The 15,231-nt window shown below is 36.1% G+C and carries 18 protein-coding genes; 13 read left to right on the forward strand and 5 right to left on the reverse strand.

Going from position 1 to position 15,231, the window contains the following annotated elements; genetic code table 11:
• The first annotated feature begins 73 nt into the window (after nt 1-73).
• Nucleotides 74-727, forward strand: a complete 654-nt coding sequence (locus AC2A1G_RS00450) for an NAD(P)-dependent oxidoreductase (RefSeq protein WP_484044996.1) — start codon at nt 74-76, stop codon at nt 725-727.
• Nucleotides 728-857: 130 nt separating this feature from the next.
• Here AC2A1G_RS00450 and AC2A1G_RS00455 read toward each other — a convergent pair whose 3' ends face one another.
• The gene (locus AC2A1G_RS00455; protein ID WP_484044997.1) at nt 858-1,883 is read right to left on the reverse strand and encodes a M23 family metallopeptidase; all 1,026 of its coding nucleotides are present in this window, start codon (nt 1,881-1,883) and stop codon (nt 858-860) included.
• 219 nt (nt 1,884-2,102) lie between these two features.
• On the opposite strand from AC2A1G_RS00455, the gene AC2A1G_RS00460 reads away from it, so the two are divergent.
• The 8 genes from AC2A1G_RS00460 to AC2A1G_RS00495 all read left to right on the forward strand — a co-directional run bounded on the left by AC2A1G_RS00460 (nt 2,103) and on the right by AC2A1G_RS00495 (nt 8,285).
• Nucleotides 2,103-3,140 (forward strand): NAD(P)H-dependent glycerol-3-phosphate dehydrogenase, encoded by a 1,038-nt coding sequence (locus tag AC2A1G_RS00460; protein WP_484044998.1) that lies wholly within the window; start codon nt 2,103-2,105, stop codon nt 3,138-3,140.
• A 277-nt stretch (nt 3,141-3,417) separates the two neighbouring features.
• Nucleotides 3,418-4,920 (forward strand): malate dehydrogenase (quinone), encoded by a 1,503-nt coding sequence (gene mqo / locus AC2A1G_RS00465; RefSeq protein ID WP_484044999.1) that lies wholly within the window; start codon nt 3,418-3,420, stop codon nt 4,918-4,920.
• A gap of 83 nt (nt 4,921-5,003) precedes the next feature.
• On the forward strand, nt 5,004-5,396 hold the full coding sequence (locus tag AC2A1G_RS00470; RefSeq protein WP_484045000.1) for a hypothetical protein: 393 nt from the start codon (nt 5,004-5,006) through the stop codon (nt 5,394-5,396).
• Nucleotides 5,396-6,013 carry a DUF1684 domain-containing protein gene (locus AC2A1G_RS00475; RefSeq protein ID WP_484045001.1) on the forward strand — a complete coding sequence of 206 codons (618 nt, stop codon included), beginning with the start codon at nt 5,396-5,398 and terminating at the stop codon, nt 6,011-6,013. The genes AC2A1G_RS00470 and AC2A1G_RS00475 overlap by 1 nt, the downstream gene beginning before the upstream one ends.
• Before the next feature lie 3 nt (nt 6,014-6,016).
• Entirely contained in the window at nt 6,017-6,502 is a 486-nt protein-coding gene (locus AC2A1G_RS00480; RefSeq protein WP_484045002.1) for a GNAT family N-acetyltransferase, read from the forward strand.
• 206 nt (nt 6,503-6,708) lie between these two features.
• Nucleotides 6,709-6,918 carry a hypothetical protein gene (locus AC2A1G_RS00485; protein WP_484045003.1) on the forward strand — a complete coding sequence of 70 codons (210 nt, stop codon included), beginning with the start codon at nt 6,709-6,711 and terminating at the stop codon, nt 6,916-6,918.
• Nucleotides 6,822-7,043, forward strand: coding sequence for a toxin-antitoxin system YwqK family antitoxin (locus AC2A1G_RS00490; protein ID WP_484045488.1), 222 nt, complete (start codon nt 6,822-6,824; stop codon nt 7,041-7,043). The genes AC2A1G_RS00485 and AC2A1G_RS00490 overlap by 97 nt, the downstream gene beginning before the upstream one ends.
• 432 nt (nt 7,044-7,475) lie before the next feature.
• A complete protein-coding gene (locus AC2A1G_RS00495; protein WP_484045004.1) occupies nt 7,476-8,285 on the forward strand; it encodes a glucose 1-dehydrogenase in 810 nt (269 codons plus the stop codon).
• A 7-nt stretch (nt 8,286-8,292) separates the two neighbouring features.
• Here the strand turns inward: AC2A1G_RS00495 and recO are convergent, their stop codons facing one another.
• From recO to AC2A1G_RS00515, 4 genes are read right to left on the reverse strand one after another with little or no spacing between them, the layout of a single operon-like run.
• The gene (gene recO, locus AC2A1G_RS00500) at nt 8,293-8,982 is read right to left on the reverse strand and encodes a DNA repair protein RecO (RefSeq protein ID WP_484045005.1); all 690 of its coding nucleotides are present in this window, start codon (nt 8,980-8,982) and stop codon (nt 8,293-8,295) included.
• A 5-nt stretch (nt 8,983-8,987) separates the two neighbouring features.
• Complete coding sequence (gene porZ, locus AC2A1G_RS00505) at nt 8,988-11,243, reverse strand: type IX secretion system anionic LPS delivery protein PorZ (RefSeq protein ID WP_484045006.1); 2,256 nt, start codon at nt 11,241-11,243, stop codon at nt 8,988-8,990.
• Between the two features lies 1 nt (nt 11,244).
• Nucleotides 11,245-12,195, reverse strand: a complete 951-nt coding sequence (locus AC2A1G_RS00510) for a bifunctional metallophosphatase/5'-nucleotidase (RefSeq protein WP_484045007.1) — start codon at nt 12,193-12,195, stop codon at nt 11,245-11,247.
• Nucleotides 12,195-12,950 (reverse strand): 5'-nucleotidase C-terminal domain-containing protein, encoded by a 756-nt coding sequence (locus AC2A1G_RS00515; protein WP_484045008.1) that lies wholly within the window; start codon nt 12,948-12,950, stop codon nt 12,195-12,197. The genes AC2A1G_RS00510 and AC2A1G_RS00515 overlap by 1 nt, the downstream gene beginning before the upstream one ends.
• A 106-nt stretch (nt 12,951-13,056) precedes the next feature.
• On the opposite strand from AC2A1G_RS00515, the gene dapA reads away from it, so the two are divergent.
• The 4 genes from dapA (at nt 13,057) to AC2A1G_RS00535 (ending at nt 15,228) form a co-directional block, all read left to right on the forward strand.
• Nucleotides 13,057-13,929, forward strand: coding sequence for a 4-hydroxy-tetrahydrodipicolinate synthase (dapA, locus tag AC2A1G_RS00520; RefSeq protein WP_484045009.1), 873 nt, complete (start codon nt 13,057-13,059; stop codon nt 13,927-13,929).
• Nucleotides 13,930-14,172: 243 nt separating this feature from the next.
• The gene (locus AC2A1G_RS00525; protein ID WP_484045010.1) at nt 14,173-14,670 is read left to right on the forward strand and encodes a GNAT family N-acetyltransferase; all 498 of its coding nucleotides are present in this window, start codon (nt 14,173-14,175) and stop codon (nt 14,668-14,670) included.
• Between the two features lie 52 nt (nt 14,671-14,722).
• The gene (locus AC2A1G_RS00530) at nt 14,723-14,947 is read left to right on the forward strand and encodes a hypothetical protein (RefSeq protein WP_484045011.1); all 225 of its coding nucleotides are present in this window, start codon (nt 14,723-14,725) and stop codon (nt 14,945-14,947) included.
• Nucleotides 14,929-15,228 (forward strand): type II toxin-antitoxin system RelE/ParE family toxin, encoded by a 300-nt coding sequence (locus tag AC2A1G_RS00535; RefSeq protein ID WP_484045012.1) that lies wholly within the window; start codon nt 14,929-14,931, stop codon nt 15,226-15,228. The genes AC2A1G_RS00530 and AC2A1G_RS00535 overlap by 19 nt, the downstream gene beginning before the upstream one ends.
• Nucleotides 15,229-15,231: the final 3 nt, after the last annotated feature.

Below are 15,231 nucleotides of genomic sequence, written 5' to 3' on the forward strand. Positions count from 1 at the left end.
AAAAAATATTACAATTTAAACATGGAAAAGTGAACCGAAAGGTTGATAAAATAATTAAAAAAAATAAAGAATTATGAGCAAAAAAGTAGCAGTAATTGGTGCAACAGGATTTGTTGGAGCACAGGTAGTAAAAGAATTATCAGACAGAGGATATCAGGTTGAAGCCCTGGCGAGGGATATTTCAAAAGTTCCTGCGTTGGATAATGTTTCAGCAAAAAGTGTGGATATTAATAATTCAGAAGAACTTTCAGAAGCTTTAAAAGGAAATGATGCGGTGATCAACACCTTCAATCCAGGCTGGACGAATCCTAATCTGTACGATGACTTTTTGAATGGTTCAATCGCCATCGAAAAAGCTGTGGAAAACTCTGGAGTGAAAAGATTTATTACCGTAGGCGGTGCTGGAAGTTTATACATCGACGGAAATCAGCTGGTAGACGGTCCGGATTTTCCTGCAGACATCAAACCTGGAGCAACTGCTGCCAGAGATTATCTGGATGTAATTAAGAAAAACACAGTGCTCGACTGGACGTTCTTCAGCCCTGCCATCGAAATGCATCAGGGAACGGCGGGCGTAAGACTTGGAGAATACAGAACAGCTCTTGAAAATCCTGTTTTTAACGAAGAGGGCAGAAGCGTGCTTTCTGTGGAAGATGTTGCGGTAGTCTTGGTAGATGAGCTGGAGCAGAACAATCACATCAGAGAAAGATTTACCGCTGCTTATTAACTTTTAAGGTTTTAAATTAAAATTTCGGATGAGCATTTAGCTGATCCGAAATTTTTGTTTTATAATATTAATTTCAGCCCCAAAAGGATGATTTAACAAAGCAAAATAAATCCTGATGAACAACTGAAGTTTAAAAGTTCATAAACAATTTAGGATTTACCGGAGTATTGTTTTTGTGTACTTCGTAATGAAGATGCGGTCCCGTAGATCGCCCTGAGTTACCGGATTTTGCAATCACCTGTCCAACTTTTACCTTATCATTGGTTTTGGCAACCAACTGGGATAAATGTCCGTAAAGTGTCGCCAAGCCATTTCCGTGAGAAACAATCACGCAGTTCCCATATCCACCTTTTTGTCCTGAAAAAATCACTGTTCCGGCAGCCGTCGCAATTACATCAGATCCAAACGGAACAGCAATATCCAAACCTTTGTGAAACTGCATCTGATCAGCTTCCGCAGGGGGATTGTTTTTTTCAATTGGTTGATTTTTAGCAACTGCATTTTGAGTGGTAGCAGTAGAAGTTGGTGCTGAAGCTGTTTTTGCTGTAGCGGGAGCTTTCGGAGTTACCATCACTTTTACTTCTCTCTTATTTCCGTAGCTGTCGGTCACTTCAATAATCTTTTCTACAGGTGTTGCTTTCACTTCCGGAGCCGAAACTGCCGGAGCAGCAGCCGGAGCATCATTTTTTGGTGCGGAAACAGAAGCCAAAACTCGCTTGAAAGGAATAGGGTTTTTTCTGATCCCAAAATTTGACGAAATATATCCTGCAGAAGGCATTCCCAAAGGAACCTGCTGTAGCTTTTCCTGCAGATTCATTAGATATTCACTGTACCTGTTAGCCTGTTTTGAAAGATAAACAGAATTAGAAAGGCTGTCCTGATCTAACACCTCAAGTCTTCCGTTGTTAATATTTTTGGCTTTCAGAAAAGAGTTGAGTTCGGTAATGGTTTTGTCGACCATTCCAAGATCAGTTTTCATTTTCAGATAGTCTACGCTGTCTTTTTCGGTATTTATTTTTACAAGATTAACCTCGTAGGTTTTGTCGTCTTTTTGATTAAAAAGTTTTGCAATAAATATACTTTGAGCGAACACAGCAGTAGAAAGCAGACCAATCAGAACGGTTACTTTCTTTTTATTTGATAAAAAATTCTTCATTTTTCTTTCATTAAAGTCACTTACAGTAAAAGCCTGCAAATTTACTTAAAATATTTTTCTTGAAAACTTTCGCCTGTAAATAGCTTTTTGTCGTTACTAAACGCATTTTTTTATAAAAAATTGTTTTCCATATTAAATTTTAGCAAAGATTTTGATAATATGCATTTCAGTCTTTCATTATTTCATGGTTTTAATATATTTGCAATTCAGAGTATCATTATGGCGAAGAAAAAAACAAATTCAGATTCTACCTCAAAACAACCCAAAACAGAAATCGCAGTTGGCGTGCTCGGAAGCGGAAGTTTTGCAACAGCAATTGTAAAAATGCTGGTTGAAAACTGCAAAACCGTACATTGGTGTGTAAGAAATGAGTTTGTAAAAGGAGCAATCGAGCTTAGAGGTCACAATCCGACTTATCTTACGGCGGTTAATTTCAATTTAAAAAATTTAAAACTTACTACGGATATCAACGAAATGGTTTCTGCCTGTGACATTGTAGTTCTGGCAACACCTTCCATTTACCTTTCAGATTCTATGGACAAGCTGAATTGTGAGTATGGCGATAAAATTTTCGTTTCTGCGATCAAAGGTATTATTCCTAAAGTGAATGATGTGGTTGCCCATTATCTGAAAGATGAATTTAAAATAGGTTTCAGGAATCAGGCGGTGATCGCAGGGCCCTGTCACGCAGAAGAAGTCGCCATGGAAAGACTTTCTTATCTTACAGTGGCTACCGTGGAAGAAGAAAATTCAAAAAAATTATTAGATATTTTCTCATCAGATTTCATCAAAGTAAGTGCGAGCAAAGATATTTTAGGCAATGAATACAGCGCAATTTTAAAAAATATTTTTGCCATCGGAGCAGGTATTGCAAGTGGATTGGGCTACGGGGATAACTTTACCGCTGTTTTCGTATCCAACGCCATCCGTGAGATGGAAACGTTTTTGGAAGCCATTTACGAAGCTCCAAGAGACGTGAATGAAAGTGCTTATCTGGGAGATTTACTCGTTACAGCTTATTCCTTATTCTCCAGAAACCGAAACTTAGGAAACTTGATTGGAAAAGGATATACGGTGAAATCAGCCATCCAATCCATGAACATGGTGGCGGAAGGATATTATGCTGCAGATTCTATTTACAAGACCGCTCAGGAGAAAGGTTTGAAACTCCCGATTATCGAAACCATCTACGGAATTCTCTACGAAGGTAAAAATGCCGAAAAACAATATCGTAAACTTACAGCGAAGCTGAATTAATCTCAATAACAATCTCCTTTTTCGGGAGATTTTTTTTGGTATTTAACTAAAGTCAATTTTGAACTAAAATTTTGATGAAATTTAAACAGGCTTTAAATAAGAGCTAAATTTTTTTGATATCTGATTTTTTGAAACAGAAAATGGACAGAGTTTCATTTAAACTTCATTTGTATTAAACAGAATTCAGATAAATTATGAGTATTATCAGTTTTAAACTGAAGCAATGATCGCCAGTTTTGAAAACTTTTCCCGAAATTCGTAGTAAATTTTTAGAACAATGCCACACACTTTAATCAGCGTAACTCCAAAACCGAAATATGATGTCGTGATGATCGGCGGAGGTATTATGAGTGCTACACTTGCCACACTACTTCATGAGCTTGATCCTCAGTTGAATATTGCCATTTTCGAAAGACTTGGAAGGTTTGCAAAAGAAAGTACCGCCGCATGGAATAACGCAGGCACAGGTCATTCAGCGTTTTGTGAACTCAATTATACTCCGCAGAAGGCAGATGGAAGCGTAGAAATTTCAAAAGCAGAAAATATTGCTGAACAATTTGAAGTTTCAAAACAGTTCTGGTCTTATCTGATCAATAAAAACTATATAAACAGACCTCAGGATTTCGTTAATTCCTGTCCACATCTGAGCCTCGTTTTTGGAGAAAATGATGCTGAATTTCTTAAAAAACGTTTCGATAATATGTCGAAATCTGTTCTTTTTGAAGGCATGGAATTTACCACAGACCACGATAAACTCAGAGAATGGATCCCTTTGGTCATGAGCAAAAGAAATCAGTCTGAAGTTTTGGCAGCCACAAAAATGGATGCCGGAACAGACGTAAATTTCGGAACGCTCACAAGAAAAATGGGTCGCCATCTGATGGCCAATACTAACGTTGAAATATTTGTTTATACGGAGGTAAAAGATATCGATCCCATCAAAAACGGTTGGAAAATGAAAGTGAAAGACCGTACGCACAATATTAAACACGACGTTACGGCAGATTTTGTATTCATCGGAGCAGGCGGTTACGCTTTGCCGCTTTTGGACAGTTCGGATATCGAAGAAAGTGCAGGTTATGGTGGTTTTCCCGTTTCAGGGCAATGGTTGGTAACTCATAATCCTGAATTGGTAGCGCAACATGAAGCCAAAGTCTACACACAGGCACCGGTAGGAGCACCACCTATGTCAGTGCCCCATTTGGATCTCAGAATAATTGACGGTAAAAAGGCTTTGCTTTTCGGTCCTTTTGCAGGTTTCTCAACTAAATTCTTAAAAGAAGGAAGCTATCTCGATCTTCCTGAAAGTGTAAATACAAAAAATATCAGATCTCTTTTTGGTGCGTGGTGGCATAACCTTCCGTTGACGAAATATCTAATTCAGCAGGTAGCTATGAATAAAGCTCAGAGAATTCAGCATTTGAGAGAATTTGTGAAAGATGCCAAAGAAGAAGACTGGGAACTGAAAGTGGCCGGACAGCGAGTGCAAATCATTAAAAAAGATGATAAAGCAGGTGGAAAACTTGAATTTGGAACCGAAGTAGTGACCAACAAAAGCGGAACAATCGCATCGTTACTTGGCGCATCTCCTGGTGCTTCGACGGCGGTGAGTGCAATGATTGACGTTCTCGAAAAATGTTTCCCTGAAAAAATTAACGGTGAATGGCATGATAAGCTGAAAGAAATAATTCCGTCATACGGAACGAAACTCTCTGAAAATCCTGAGATGACCGCAATGCTCCGTGCCTACAGCAAAGAAAAACTGCAACTCAAACATTAACTATAAGTAATGGGTAATGAGTAATGGGCAATGTTGGGAATTGCGTAAATTGCTCATTACCTATTGCTCATTACTCATCAAAAATGGAAGTCATTGTAAAACCAATCATTGCAACAGAATTGCTTGAGTCTCTGAAAACCAAAGTAGAAGAGGAGAAACAGGTGATTGTGCATTGCTGTTTTCCTGCTTCACCATTTTTGGGAAATCTGATCAGGATTTGGAGCACTACTTATCTCATCGATAATCATTCGGATCACAGAAGTGGGCTTATTCATGCAGAAAATATTTCACTTTTTCCTTACTGGACGCCGGTACCGTTTATGAAAGATTTTTGGTTTACCTTAATTTTTTCAGGACTGCCGAAAGACTGTAAAAGCTTTGATTTCCAGGAAGTCATTCCCGAGGAAGGTGGATTCTTTGTGAAATCAATCAAGAGAAATTCTTCAGATGTTTACAGAATAAAAATTTCAGAATAATGATAAAACAAATAATTTTTTGCCTTTCAATTTTTCTAATTCCGGTCTGTGGTTTTTCGCAGAAAAAGGAGATTAAAGAAATAAAGAAATTTCAGAAAGAGCTTAACGAAGGCTATTTAAATCCAAAAGAAACACCTTTGAGAGATGATAATTTTAAAAATTTTAAAGCTCACCCTTTCTTTCCTATCGATTTAAAATATAGAATTAAAGCCAAATTTATTAAAAATGAGAATCCGGAACCATTTGATTTTCCAACTTCATCCGGACACACAAAAAAGTATCAGGAATTTGGAAAGGCTTATTTTAATTTAGGTGGAAAAGATTTTGTTGTAAATATTTACCAAAGTCTGGATCTGATGAAGCAGGAAAAATATAAAAATGACCTCTTTCTTCCATTTTGCGACGCAACTAATAATAATCAAACCTACGGTGGCGGAAAATATGTTGATCTCACCATTCCGAAAGGCGATACGATTCTTATAGATTTTAATCAGTCTTATCATCCATACTGTGCTTACAATGCCTATGATTACAGTTGCCCGATTGTTCCTGAGGAAAACAGACTTTCCGTGGAAATCAAAGCGGGCGTGATGTATGAAGATATTTATCATCATTAAATTATGGTAAGTTTAAATTTTTATCAAGCCAAAGATTTAGCTGATCTCGATTTTCAATTGGACGAAATTCAATCCGATTATTCTGCCCTTCCGAAACTGGCTTTGGAAAGAATTGAAGAGCGAAATCTAAACGATGATTTTTTCGCTTATCCCGTTACCGTTTTCGCTGAGGGAAAAATTGCAGGCTTCTTTGTTCTGGATTTTGGTAATGATAAATTTGAATTTACCGCCCAATCAGATTCAGTTTTACTGAGATCATTATCAATAAATCCAAAATTTCAGGGAAAAGGAATCGGAACTTCTGTAATGAATGCGATTGATGATTTTGTAAAAGAGCATTTTCATGACTGTAAAGAAATCGTTTTGTCAGTCAACAAAAGAAACATTTCTGCATTAGAAATTTACCTGAAAACCGGCTATCACTTAACAGGAAAAATCAAGGAGGGCAGAAGCGGACCGCAATTGGTGATGGCGAAAATTTTAGATTAAATTTATAAACACTTTTAAATTTCTCAATTATTTTTACGATTGTCTGTAACTGAGAATAACTTAATTTTAACAGTTTGTTTGTCATTCCGTAGGAATCTCAATGCACTTAAAATAAGGTGATTTAGATTCCTACGGAATGACAATAGATTGTTGATTTTGTAGTGTGGTGAAAAAACGGTCAGACGCAATTGCTTTTAATTTAAAATATGATAAGAATTGAAGATAAAGATGTTGAAAAAATCCTTGAGTTTGCTGGGATAGATAATGCAGGTGGACCTATTTACAGATATCAGGGTCATCCTTTTAATGGGATTATAGAATCTTTTATTCAAATGGCAAACTGCAGGATGAGGCTGAATATACCGATGGACATATCGGAGGAGTTCAAAGGGAATATTATGAGAATGGAAAAATGAGAGAAGAGTATTATAAATATTTTGCAAAACCGCATGGTCATTGGAAAGAATGGAATGAAGATGGAGCTTTAATTCATCATTCTATTTGGGAAGAAGGACAGAAAATAAAAACTCTGGTAGGATAGACTTCTTGCTTTATACAATTTTTGATATGAAAACGAAGATATAAGTTTCAATATTTCGTATGTTAATTAATCTTCTTTGTTCAAAAATTTTTTTTTAAATCTAATTTAAAAATCTGAACTATTCCGAAATCGCAAAAAACTAAAAATTAACATCAACTCTTTATTCATAAGCCTTTACGCATCATTCCGAAGCTCAAAAGAAGCCTTCCCGGAGTCTACGGAACGCTACTTTAGGTCTACGGAACGCTTCCCGGAGTCTACGGGATAATTCCCTAAAACTGCTAAACGCTGTTTAATATAAAAGACTTATAAAACGTCCTTTTACAATACCAGAGAAGTTTAAGGGAACTGAAAATTTTTAGGATTGTAGATATTTTAGTTTGAGTTTGGCGTGATACTTTCAATTGGTTTTGAACATCACAAAAATATTCTATGCAAATCTCTCTTAAAAATCAAATTGCCATTGTTACAGGTGCTTCAAGCGGAATTGGAACCGGAATTGCAAAATCTCTGGCTGCTGCAGGAGCTACGGTTATTGTCAATCATTCATCAGAACATTCAAAAGACGAAGCTGAAGAAATTTTAAATGAAATTAAAAATGCCGGAGGTGACGGAATGGTCTTTCAGTGCGATGTTTCCAAAGAAGATGAGGTGAAAGCCATGTTTTCAAAAACAATTTCTGAATACGGAACGGTAGATATTTTAATTAATAATGCAGGACTTCAGAAAGATGCAGAATTTACTGAAATGACAGTTGAAGATTGGGATACGGTAATGAATGTCAACCTGCGAGGCCAGTTTCTCTGTGCCCGAGAAGCCATCAAAGAATTTCTGAGACGCGGAATTGATTTGTCTAAATCTGTGGCCTGCGGAAAAATCATCCACATCAGTTCGGTACACGAGGTCATTCCCTGGGCTGGACATGTGAATTATGCTGCCAGTAAAGGCGGTGTAAAGCTTCTGATGCAGTCTTTGGCTCAGGAATACGGTGCGAAAAAAATCAGGATCAATTCTATCTGTCCGGGAGCGATTCAGACGCCGATTAATGAAGAGGCGTGGGGAACTGAGGAAGCGATGGATGATTTATTAAAACTGATTCCGTATGACAGAATTGGTCAGCCTGAAGATGTAGGAAATTTGGCTGTATTTTTAGCAAGCGATTTTGCAGATTACATCACTGGAACCAGCATTTTCGTTGATGGCGGAATGACTGTTTTAGAAAGTTTTTCAAAAGGAGGATAATTTTAAATCATTCATAAATCTGCTGAATGATTTCCAAAGAATTTGGTATTTTAAAATCTGTAAAATGGTAGTGATAATACACCAAAATACTGTCTAGTAATTGTTTTCTCTCAGCAGTTCTTATTTTAATCTCATAAGGATTTTCTGAGGTTGAAATCTGTTTCCATATTGAAGAAATTTCTTTTGTAAAAAGATGATGTGTTGCGTTTACATTATAGTTTCCTGTCTCCGGATCCAGATATTCCAAATGGCTGTTAAGTGGGGCAATTCCCTGTATTTTCAATAAAAGAATCAATAAAACCAAATGCGATCTGTAATTCTGAGCATCAAGATTCTGATTAAATTCGATGATTGCTCTAAAAATATTGGGATTGGAATTTTCATGTTTCAAAACCTGATTCAGAAAATCTGAAATAAAAAAGACGATGGTATTTGCTTTTACATCAGTGTAAAAATCGTAAGACTGCTCAAGTTCAAATTTTAATACAGAGTTGATCTCTATGCCGGGTTTAGATTTTCTACAATTAAAACTGAGCATGCTCAAGGGTAATAAAAGTGCTTTTTTCTTACTCTTCTGAGTGAAAACAGACTTTAGAAAAAAGCTCTGAAAGCCTTCTTCTAAAGTAAAACAATGCAGAATTGCATCACTGTCTCCGTATTTTAGAAATGAGAGTATAAAACCCGTCTGAGAAATCATGAAAATTAATTAACAACAGCTATTTTCGCAGTTGCTTTATCGCTTCCGTCTTCGTTGGTCATCAATACAAAATAAATTCCTGATGCTACTCTTTTGCCTTTTTGATTATTAAGATCCCACTCATAATATCCCGTTCTTGCCTGTGCAGAATGAACGATATTTCCTGCGGCATCTGTAATTCTGATATTGGCAACTTCCGCCAAACCTTTTATGGTTACGTTTCCTTTAAACTGGTTGTAAACTACTGGGTTAGGGTAAACTAAAACGTTGCCGAAATTGGAAGTTACATCTGCCACATCTCCCTGATAGGTTACTACTCCGTCATAGGTTACGAAATATACTTTCCCTGTCTTTTTATCAATTTTAATATCTGTAACAGAATTTGTAGGCAAAGGAGAGTTTTCTCTGGTAAAATGCTTTATTGTACGCTCGCCATTGTCTGAAAGGTAATAAACACCACCACCATCTACAGCCACCCATTTTTGATTTCCTCCATCCACTTCTATCGCCAGAATCTGAGAATCTCTGAAAAGCTCCTCTGCTAAACCGTTTTGCTCAATTACTACTGCCTCAAGGGTTGGATTATTTTTCACTTCTGCATTTGCATTAGGTAGAATTCTGATTCCCAAATCGGTACCAATCCAGGCATCACCATCTTTGTCAAAAGCTACGGAGATTGAGTTCGCAGGCAGGTTGTTTTCAGCACCCAAGATGTAAGAAGTGTCGTCTGAAATGCTTACCGTTCCTTTATAATCGTATGCTAAAATATGCTGAGAGCGGGGCAAGGCTGTCCACAAAAGTCCATCATGAAAGACTGGAGCCTGTACTGCACTGCTGGTTAATGTAATCGTATTTACCAAAAACTGATCAGTATCTCTTTTGTAGGGAGCCATGGCAACATTAATACCGTCAACATTATATGCTATCGCCAGAAAAATATTGTTTTTATCATCCACTGCAAATCCTACTGGTCTTTCAACGTAAACATCCGGTCGGTTTAAATTATAAAACTTTACAAAATCGAAATCTTTGTTTGCAGGATTGTACTTCATTTTAAATACTCCCATTTCTGCCCAGATACTGTAATTGGTAAAAAACACTACTGTAGGATCCTGAGGGTCAATTATAGCATCTAAAACATTATATTTGGTGGGGTTAGTTGTAAAGTAAGATGGATAAATCCATTCACTGCCGTTAAAATAATAAAATCCTGGATTTCTGGGATTGTCTAATCTGGAATTAAAACCACCCTCTCTACCTCCGGAAGATACAAGTAACTGATTGTCGTTAAATGGTCTGATTTTATAAGAATAGTTGAAAGCAGGCCCATCTGGTTTAAAAATGTTATTACTTTCATTCTTTATGCCCGACAAAGCTGTTCCGAAAAAAAACTTTCCGGAAATTCTTACAGCAGTATTGCATTCTTCACCCGGAGAAGCGCTGCCAACAAAATTTCCGTTATCAGCGTAAGAATAAACTCTGTTGTTATCTGTGATTGTAACATTGCCGGCAGATGTTACCAAATCTTTCACATTTGTGAATGTCTGTGAAATAGGTGTAGAAGTTCCGTTATTGTACAGATACGCTGTCGTAGTATTTGAATATGACAAAATACTTTCGGAATCTATATGTTTGAAATTCCCGGCCTGTTCAGTAACCCAGGTCGTGAAAACGGGGAATGTTGTGTTGAGTTCGTGGCTTTTAAGTCCTGTATTGGTAACCGAATAAACTTTATTTCCAAAAATTGTAGCTTCATTACTGGCTTCAAAAGTTCCGCCAGTTACAAAAAAAGCAGAGTCTGCAAATTCTTTCTTTTTAAGTTTAAAAATAGAAACACCATAGCCAACAGAAATTACAGCCTGATCACCGGTAATTGATATGTGATTGATTTTTTTGCTTCCTGTATATCCTGTAGCAAGCGGGATATCAACGATATAGGTAATTCCGTCCGGAGCAATCACATCCAAAGCACCACTTTGATAACCCACCAATGCAATTTTAGACTGAGGATCGTAATCGAATGCAGAAATTTTAACTTCATGAAGACCAGAGGCTTTAGACAGTTTTGAAATCTCTCCGCTTGAAATATTGTAATAAAAAACTCCGTTTTCTGTTGCAGCAATTATTTTTCCATTGTCTTCTTTCATAGCCAGGACGTTATTGTAAGAAAACAAATCTGCCCACTTTTTGGAAGTAATATTTTGAGCATCTGCCCACTGCGACGTCGCAAGAATGATAAAGGAAATTAAAAGTTTTTTCATATTACGCTATTATAGTGCTGTCAATCGCCTGGTTGTTCCAGGAAACCTGTTTTATATTTTTATTATGATCAAAAAAGAAATCTATTCTTCCTAAAAGAAGTCCTGCCCATCCTACTTGGTTAACCAAAACATTTTTGCCTTGTCTGTTTTTAAAACTTTGGGGTTCAGGTAAGAAAGTATGGGTGTGACCGCCTAAAATTAAGTCAATATTTTCTGTTTTTGAAGCTAAAATTTTATCGTTGAGTTTTTCAGGTTCGTCGTGATAATCGTACCCGATGTGGGAAAGACAAATCACAAGGTCACATTTCTTTTCATTTTTAAGGAAATTTGAATAATGTTGCGCCACATCAATCGGATCATTCCAGATGGTTTCCTGATATTGTTTTTTTCCAACCAAACCGTCAAGCTGAATTCCGACTCCGAAAATTCCGACTTTAATTCCGTTTTTGTTGAAAATTTTATACTGAGATGTTTTTCCGTCTAAAATGGTATTTTTAAAATCATAATTCGAACAGATAAAAGGAAATTTAGCGTTTGGCAAAACTTTCAAAAATCCGTCTAAACCATTGTCGAAATCATGATTTCCCATTGTTGAAGCATCGTACTTCATCATTGACATCAGTTTAAATTCCAGTTCGCCTCCAAAAAAATTAAAGTAAGGTGTTCCCTGAAAAATATCTCCTGAATCGAGCAGCAAAAGATTGCTTTCTTCGCTTCTGATTTTCTGAATTAAAGTTGCTCTTCTCGCAAAACCTCCCTGATTCGGATTTCTGGTGTAGCTCGAATCAAACGGTTCAATTCTGCTGTGCTGGTCGTTGGTGTGGAGAATGGTTAATTTGTTGGCTGAACTGAACAAATTTAAATTTAATTCTTCCGCCATTACCAGATTCGGAGCTAAAGTCATCGCTAAAGTTCCGCCAGTTATCGTTTTTAAAAAACTTTTTCTATCCATTATTTCTTCCCGATAAAATTTAAACGGATTTCCTCCTGAGGATTAATCTGCTGATTTTTCTTAAAATATTCAATAAACAAATCTCTCAGTTTGATACCTGTCGGAATTGATTCTCCTTTTGCAAAAAACTTCATATTATCACCACCCAAAGCCAGATAATCAGACGTTGCAATATAATAATCCTGATTTGGATTTACAGTTTTGCCATTAATTAAAGATTTAGATGCTAAACCATTATTCGTTTCGATATACAGATGTGAAACCGGATTATTTTTCTGATTTTTTGCATAGTAATCAAAAAGTCCCTGCAAATCCGAACCTTTAAATTTTACAATAATCACTTCGTTTTCAAAAGGCATTACTTCGAAAACATTTTTCAGAAGAATATCGCCTTTCCCAATCGTGGTGCGGATTCCGCCGATGTTGATTAACGCTGCATCAATGTTTTTATTCAAATTAGCTTTTGCCCAGACATTGGCTCCGTCAAAAGTGTAATCTGCCAAAAGGCTTCCAAGATTGCTGTTGTCGCCTTCTTTCGTCAGATCAACCTGTGTGTAAGAGATTTTCTGATTCATCTCTTTGTTGAGTTTCTCGGTGTAAGGCTCGATAAATTGAGCAAAATCTTCATTCGCCTTCAGGTCCTGATTAATAGAAATATTCTTCTGCGTCTGCACACTTGCGACCTGCAACGAAGTCGTTTTGCAGGCTGTGAGCGAGAGCAGGCCAATTCCTATCAATAAGAATTTATTTTGCATAATTTCTTTAGTATAATGCAAATATAATTATATGTATAATAAAACAGGATTAATATTGTAAATTCTTGTGTGAAATTATTAAATTTGGGGAAAATAATTCGAACAGATGAGCATTTTAAAAGGAGTAGGTGTTGCTTTGGTAACGCCCTTTAATGAAGATTTATCCGTAGATTTCGAAAGTTTGACGAAACTCATTGAGTACAACATCGAAAACGGAACCAACTATTTGGTAGTTTTGGGAACTACAGCGGAAGCTGCTACACTTTCTTCAGACGAGAAGAAACAGGTAGTGGAGCACATCATTAAGGTTAATAATAAACGTCTTCCTTTGGTTTTAGGAATCGGCGGAAACAATACTCTTGAAGTCAAACAGCAGATTGAAGATGCAGATTTATCTGATTTTACAGCGGTTCTATCAGTGTCTCCATACTATAACAAACCTAATCAGGAAGGGCTTTACCAGCATTATAAAATGTTGGCTTCTACCGGAAAAAATATTATTATTTACAACGTTCCTTCAAGAACCGGACAAAACGTTGAGGCTGAAACGACTTTGCGTTTGGCAAAAGAATTCCCTAATTTATTCTTAATCAAAGAAGCTGCACCCAATATTCTTCAGTATTTCGATATTTTGAGAAAAAAACCTGAAGGGTTCAATCTGGTTTCCGGAGATGATGAATTTACGCTTCCCGTAACTTTAGCTGGTGGAGCAGGAGTAATTTCTGTAATTGGACAAGGTTATCCGAAAGAATTTTCGACAATGGTTCAGCTGGCTTTTGATAAAAAAGTGGATGAAGCCTACGAAATTCACAATAAATTGGTTGACATCACAAGACTGATTTTCGCTGAAGGAAATCCTTGCGGAATAAAGGTCGTTCTGGCAGAAAAAGGTTTGATTAAAAACTATCTGAGACTTCCATTGGTTCCTGCTTCAGAAGGACTTTATGCAAAGATTAAAGCTGAAATGAGTAAAATTTGAAATTTGAAATTTGAGGTTTGAAATTATAATTGAAGTGAAAGGTGTGATGCTTTTCACTTTTTTAATCTAAAAAATTGAACTTTAACACATTAGTCACATCAGTTTTTTAGTTATCTTGTTTGAAAACATTTTAGAACACATGAGTTTTGAAAATCTTTGATTTTCTCTCTAATGTGTTCTGAAATATTTTCAGGATTGATTTAAAATCTTTGTGACTAATGTGTTTAAATCTATCTTTATCATATGAAACTAATCAAAGCAACAGAAAGAGATATTCCCTTAATTCAGGACTTGGCGAAAAGGTCATGGGAAAACGCGTATGCCGAAATTCTTTCGCAAGAACAGATGAAATTTATGTTAGAAACCATGTATTCGGAAGCAGAAATTTCAGACCACTTAAAAAATCCAAATTACCATTATTACTTGGTTTTTGATGAAGTTTTAAATGTTTTTGATGGATTTTTAGGCTACGAAAATCATTATGAAAATAAGACTACAAAATTGCATAGAATCTATCTCGTTCCTGAAAGCAAAGGAAAAGGTTTAGGCAAAAAAACTCTGGAATTTCTCAATGAAAAAGTAAAAGAGAGTGGCGATAACAGAATTATTTTAAATGTAAATAAATACAATTCCGCTCAGAAATTCTACGAATCACAAGGTTATAAAGTCTATGATGAAGGTGTTTTTGATATTGGAAATGGATATGTGATGGATGATTATCTGATGGAGAAAATGATATAAGATGTTGATTATGTTATTGTAAAATTTGTAAATTTGAATAAATTATAAGAAAATGAATGCAGCAGAAGTGAAATTGGATTTAATAAATCGAATTGCAAATTTAAAAGAATCCCGCATTATAGAAGAACTTAAAAGTTTCTTAGATTTTGAGCAGGATACCACAGTTTTTCAATTAAGTGATGAGCAAAAAGCCAGACTTTTAAAAGCTCAGAATGATGAAATTCTTACAGAAGATGAAGCAAATAATGAGATTGAAAAATGGCTTCAAGAAAAATAGTTTGGACAAAAGAAGCGAATTCTGAAAGAAAAGAGATTCTGGAGTTTTGGATTGATCATAATAAATCTAAAACTTACAGTATTAAATTGAATAAACTATTCATAAAAGCTCTAAAGCAACTTGCAGAACATCCAAAAATTGGTCGCGAAACGGATTTTAAGAATGTAAGAGTTAAAATTGTTAGAAATTATCTGCTTTTCTATGAGTTTTCGGATGTTCAAATAAAGGTTTTATCTCTCTGGGACGGCAGGAGAGATTTAAAGACAAGGAGGGATTTTTAATTG

This window comes from Chryseobacterium sp. HNCC26DJ240, from assembly GCF_057180485.1.

Coding starts and splice junctions, on each gene's coding strand:
- AC2A1G_RS00450 (WP_484044996.1), top strand. CDS start 74: ATGAGCAAAAAAGTAGCAGTAATTGGTGCAACAGGATTTGTTGGAGCA.
- AC2A1G_RS00455 (WP_484044997.1), bottom strand. CDS start 1,883: ATGAAGAATTTTTTATCAAATAAAAAGAAAGTAACCGTTCTGATTGGT.
- AC2A1G_RS00460 (WP_484044998.1), top strand. CDS start 2,103: ATGGCGAAGAAAAAAACAAATTCAGATTCTACCTCAAAACAACCCAAA.
- mqo (WP_484044999.1), top strand. CDS start 3,418: ATGCCACACACTTTAATCAGCGTAACTCCAAAACCGAAATATGATGTC.
- AC2A1G_RS00470 (WP_484045000.1), top strand. CDS start 5,004: ATGGAAGTCATTGTAAAACCAATCATTGCAACAGAATTGCTTGAGTCT.
- AC2A1G_RS00475 (WP_484045001.1), top strand. CDS start 5,396: ATGATAAAACAAATAATTTTTTGCCTTTCAATTTTTCTAATTCCGGTC.
- AC2A1G_RS00480 (WP_484045002.1), top strand. CDS start 6,017: ATGGTAAGTTTAAATTTTTATCAAGCCAAAGATTTAGCTGATCTCGAT.
- AC2A1G_RS00485 (WP_484045003.1), top strand. CDS start 6,709: ATGATAAGAATTGAAGATAAAGATGTTGAAAAAATCCTTGAGTTTGCT.
- AC2A1G_RS00495 (WP_484045004.1), top strand. CDS start 7,476: ATGCAAATCTCTCTTAAAAATCAAATTGCCATTGTTACAGGTGCTTCA.
- recO (WP_484045005.1), bottom strand. CDS start 8,982: ATGATTTCTCAGACGGGTTTTATACTCTCATTTCTAAAATACGGAGAC.
- porZ (WP_484045006.1), bottom strand. CDS start 11,243: ATGAAAAAACTTTTAATTTCCTTTATCATTCTTGCGACGTCGCAGTGG.
- AC2A1G_RS00510 (WP_484045007.1), bottom strand. CDS start 12,195: ATGGATAGAAAAAGTTTTTTAAAAACGATAACTGGCGGAACTTTAGCG.
- AC2A1G_RS00515 (WP_484045008.1), bottom strand. CDS start 12,950: ATGCAAAATAAATTCTTATTGATAGGAATTGGCCTGCTCTCGCTCACA.
- dapA (WP_484045009.1), top strand. CDS start 13,057: ATGAGCATTTTAAAAGGAGTAGGTGTTGCTTTGGTAACGCCCTTTAAT.
- AC2A1G_RS00525 (WP_484045010.1), top strand. CDS start 14,173: ATGAAACTAATCAAAGCAACAGAAAGAGATATTCCCTTAATTCAGGAC.
- AC2A1G_RS00530 (WP_484045011.1), top strand. CDS start 14,723: ATGAATGCAGCAGAAGTGAAATTGGATTTAATAAATCGAATTGCAAAT.
- AC2A1G_RS00535 (WP_484045012.1), top strand. CDS start 14,929: ATGGCTTCAAGAAAAATAGTTTGGACAAAAGAAGCGAATTCTGAAAGA.